The 4,801-nt window shown below is 52.6% G+C and carries 2 tRNA genes and 2 rRNA genes; all 4 read right to left on the reverse strand.

The features are described from left to right. Positions 1-5: 5 nt before the first annotated feature. Positions 6-2,928 (reverse strand): 23S ribosomal RNA (locus tag JF53_RS00730). A gap of 101 nt (positions 2,929-3,029) precedes the next feature. Next, positions 3,030-3,102, reverse strand: a tRNA-Ala gene (locus JF53_RS00735). Between the two features lie 20 nt (positions 3,103-3,122). Beyond that, positions 3,123-3,199, reverse strand: a tRNA-Ile gene (locus JF53_RS00740). A 131-nt stretch (positions 3,200-3,330) separates the two neighbouring features. Continuing rightward, positions 3,331-4,801 (reverse strand): 16S ribosomal RNA (locus JF53_RS00745); the annotation flags it as partial.

Raw genomic sequence — 4,801 nt, forward strand, 5'->3', positions numbered from 1 at the left:
AGATGTTAGTTAAGTCCTCGATCGATTAGTATTCGTCAGCTCCACGTGTCACCACGCTTCCACCTCGAACCTATCAACCTCATCGTCTCTGAGGGATCTTACTCACTCGAAGTGATGGGAAGTCTCATCTTGAGGGGGGCTTCATGCTTAGATGCTTTCAGCACTTATCCTTTCCACACGTAGCTACCCAGCTATGCTCCTGGCGGAACAACTGGTACACCAGCGGTGTGTCCATCCCGGTCCTCTCGTACTAAGGACAGCTCCTCTCAAACTTCCAACGCCCACGACGGATAGGGACCGAACTGTCTCACGACGTTCTGAACCCAGCTCGCGTACCGCTTTAATGGGCGAACAGCCCAACCCTTGGGACCGACTACAGCCCCAGGATGCGATGAGCCGACATCGAGGTGCCAAACCTCCCCGTCGATGTGAACTCTTGGGGGAGATAAGCCTGTTATCCCCGGGGTAGCTTTTATCCGTTGAGCGATGGCCCTTCCATGCGGAACCACCGGATCACTAAGCCCGACTTTCGTCCCTGCTCGACTTGTAGGTCTCGCAGTCAAGCTCCCTTCTGCCTTTACACTCTTCGAATGATTTCCAACCATTCTGAGGGAACCTTTGGGCGCCTCCGTTACCTTTTAGGAGGCGACCGCCCCAGTCAAACTGCCCGCCTGACACTGTCTCCGAACCGGATCACGGTCCTGGGTTAGAAGGTCCATACAGCCAGGGTGGTATCCCACGGATGCCTCCACGTAAGCTAGCGCTCACGCTTCAAAGGCTCCCACCTATCCTGTACAAGCTGCACAGACATTCAATATCAGGCTACAGTAAAGCTCCACGGGGTCTTTCCGTCCTGTCGCGGGTAATGCGCATCTTCACGCATAGTATAATTTCACCGGGTCTCTCGTTGAGACAGTGCCCAAGTCGTTACACCTTTCGTGCGGGTCGGAACTTACCCGACAAGGAATTTCGCTACCTTAGGACCGTTATAGTTACGGCCGCCGTTTACTGGGGCTTCGGTTCAAAGCTTCGCACCGAAGTGCTAACCCATCCCCTTAACCTTCCAGCACCGGGCAGGTGTCAGCCCCTATACTTCGCCTTTCGGCTTCGCAGAGACCTGTGTTTTTGCTAAACAGTCGCTTGGGCCTATTCACTGCGGCTCACTCAAAGAATGAGCACCCCTTCTCCCGAAGTTACGGGGTCATTTTGCCGAGTTCCTTAACGAGAGTTCTCCCGCTCACCTTAGGATTCTCTCCTCGCCTACCTGTGTCGGTTTGCGGTACGGGCACCTATGATCTGGCTAGAGGCTTTTCTTGGCAGTGTGAAATCAGGAACTTCGCTACTAAATTTCGCTCCCCATCACAGCTTGAGCTTACGCCAGGCGGATTTGCCTACCTGACACTCTCACTGCTTGGGCGCACACATCCATCGGTGCGCATTCCTTATCCTACTGCGTCCCCCCATCGCTCATAACGATCATGAGGTGGTACAGGAATATCAACCTGTTGTCCATCGCCTACGCCTTTCGGCCTCGGCTTAGGTCCCGACTAACCCTGAGAGGACGAGCCTTCCTCAGGAAACCTTAGGCATTCGGTGAAAGAGATTCTCACTCTTTTTTCGCTACTCATACCGGCATTCTCACTTCTAAGCGCTCCACCAGTCCTCACGGTCTGACTTCGCTGCACTTAGAACGCTCTCCTACCATTGTTCGTAAGAACAATCCGCAGCTTCGGTGATACGTTTAGCCCCGGTATATTTTCGGCGCAGAGTCACTCGACCAGTGAGCTATTACGCACTCTTTAAATGGTGGCTGCTTCTAAGCCAACATCCTGGTTGTCTGTGCAACTCCACATCCTTTTCCACTTAACGTATACTTTGGGACCTTAGCTGGCGGTCTGGGCTGTTTCCCTTTCGACTATGAACCTTATCACCCATAGTCTGACTCCCAAGATAAAGTAGCTGGCATTCGGAGTTTGACTGAATTCGGTAACCCGATGAGGGCCCCTAGTCCAATCAGTGCTCTACCTCCAGTACTCATTTCTTGAGGCTAGCCCTAAAGCTATTTCGGAGAGAACCAGCTATCTCCGTGTTCGATTGGCATTTCACCCCTACCCACACCTCATCCCCGCATTTTTCAACATACGTGGGTTCGGGCCTCCAGTCAGTGTTACCTGACCTTCACCCTGGACATGGGTAGATCACACGGTTTCGGGTCTACGACCGCATACTAATTCGCCCTATTCAGACTCGCTTTCGCTACGGCTCCGTGTCTTCCACTTAACCTCGCATACGATCGTAACTCGCCGGTCCATTCTACAAAAGGTACGCCGTCACCCATTAACGGGCTCCGACTACTTGTAGGCACACGGTTTCAGGTTCTCTTTCACTCCCCTCCCGGGGTGCTTTTCACCTTTCCCTCACGGTACTGGTTCACTATCGGTCACTAGGGAGTATTTAGCCTTGGGAGATGGTCCTCCCGGATTCCGACGGAATTTCACGTGTTCCGCCGTACTCAGGATACACTCCGGAGAGAATTCCTTTTCGATTACAGGGCTGTTACCTTCTTTGGCCTACCTTTCCAGGTATGTTCGTCTAAAGAATTCCTTTGTAACTCCAAAGGAGTGTCCTACAACCCCAAAAAGCAAGCTTTTTGGTTTGGGCTGTTTCCGTTTCGCTCGCCGCTACTCAGGAAATCGCATTTGCTTTCTCTTCCTCCGGGTACTGAGATGTTTCAGTTCCCCGGGTCTACCTTCCATACCCTATGTATTCAGGTAAGGATACTGTTCCATTACGAACAGTGGGTTCCCCCATTCGGAAATCCTTGGATCAATGTCTACTTACGACTCCCCAAGGCATATCGGTGTTAGTCCCGTCCTTCATCGGCTCCTAGTGCCAAGGCATCCACCGTGCGCCCTTATTCACTTAACTAGCTTTACAATGAATAAGCAGTACACTAATAAAAATATTAGCCTTATGCTTTTAAAAAATTGATGTCGTTGTTTGCTTATTTAGTTTTCAAGGTACAAAAATGGAGCCTAGCGGGATCGAACCGCTGACCCCCTGCGTGCAAGGCAGGTGCTCTCCCAGCTGAGCTAAGGCCCCGTAACGTAAAAGATTATAGATGGTGGGCCTGAGTGGACTCGAACCACCGACCTCACGCTTATCAGGCGTGTGCTCTAACCAGCTGAGCTACAGGCCCATCTATTTTAGTAGGGTTTATTCCCTCAAAACTGAACCAAACAACCAAGTATGCGCCCTACACGATGTAGGGTGTGTCGATGTTGCCACAGGACGTGGCGATTTTAATCGACGATTCCTATTTATCCTTAGAAAGGAGGTGATCCAGCCGCACCTTCCGATACGGCTACCTTGTTACGACTTCACCCCAATCATTGGTCCCACCTTAGGCGGCTGGCTCCAAAAGGTTACCTCACCGACTTCGGGTGTTACCAACTCTCGTGGTGTGACGGGCGGTGTGTACAAGGCCCGGGAACGTATTCACCGCGGCATGCTGATCCGCGATTACTAGCGATTCCGGCTTCATGCAGGCGAGTTGCAGCCTGCAATCCGAACTGAGAATGGTTTTATGGGATTTGCTCGACCTCGCGGTTTTGCTGCCCTTTGTACCATCCATTGTAGCACGTGTGTAGCCCAGGTCATAAGGGGCATGATGATTTGACGTCATCCCCACCTTCCTCCGGTTTGTCACCGGCAGTCACCTTAGAGTGCCCAACTAAATGCTGGCAACTAAGATCAAGGGTTGCGCTCGTTGCGGGACTTAACCCAACATCTCACGACACGAGCTGACGACAACCATGCACCACCTGTCACTCTGTCCCCGAAGGGAAATTCCTATCTCTAGGAGTGTCAGAGGATGTCAAGACCTGGTAAGGTTCTTCGCGTTGCTTCGAATTAAACCACATGCTCCACCGCTTGTGCGGGCCCCCGTCAATTCTTTTGAGTTTCAGCCTTGCGGCCGTACTCCCCAGGCGGAGTGCTTAATGCGTTAACTTCAGCACTAAGGGGCGGAAACCCCCTAACACCTAGCACTCATCGTTTACGGCGTGGACTACCAGGGTATCTAATCCTGTTCGCTCCCCACGCTTTCGCGCCTCAGCGTCAGTTACAGACCAGAGAGTCGCCTTCGCCACTGGTGTTCCTCCACATCTCTACGCATTTCACCGCTACACGTGGAATTCCACTCTCCTCTTCTGTACTCAAGTCCTCCAGTTTCCAATGACCCTCCACGGTTAAGCCGTGGGCTTTCACATCAGACTTAAAGGACCGCCTGCGCGCGCTTTACGCCCAATAATTCCGGACAACGCTCGCCCCCTACGTATTACCGCGGCTGCTGGCACGTAGTTAGCCGGGGCTTTCTGGTTAGGTACCGTCACGGCCGGGTCAGTTACTACCCGACTTGTTCTTCCCTAACAACAGAGTTTTACGATCCGAAAACCTTCATCACTCACGCGGCGTTGCTCCGTCAGACTTTCGTCCATTGCGGAAGATTCCCTACTGCTGCCTCCCGTAGGAGTCTGGGCCGTGTCTCAGTCCCAGTGTGGCCGATCACCCTCTCAGGTCGGCTACGCATCGTCGCCTTGGTGAGCCGTTACCTCACCAACTAGCTAATGCGCCGCGGGCCCATCTGTAAGTGACAGCTTGCGCCGCCTTTCATCTTTTCACCATGTGGTAATAAGTTTTATCCGGTATTAGCTCCGGTTTCCCGAAGTTATCCCAGTCTTACAGGCAGGTTGCCCACGTGTTACTCACCCGTCCGCCGCTCGTTCCACATCTCGTCACC

The organism is Ornithinibacillus contaminans (assembly GCF_001038425.2).
GTDB lineage: Bacteria > Bacillota > Bacilli > Bacillales > Amphibacillaceae > Ornithinibacillus > Ornithinibacillus contaminans.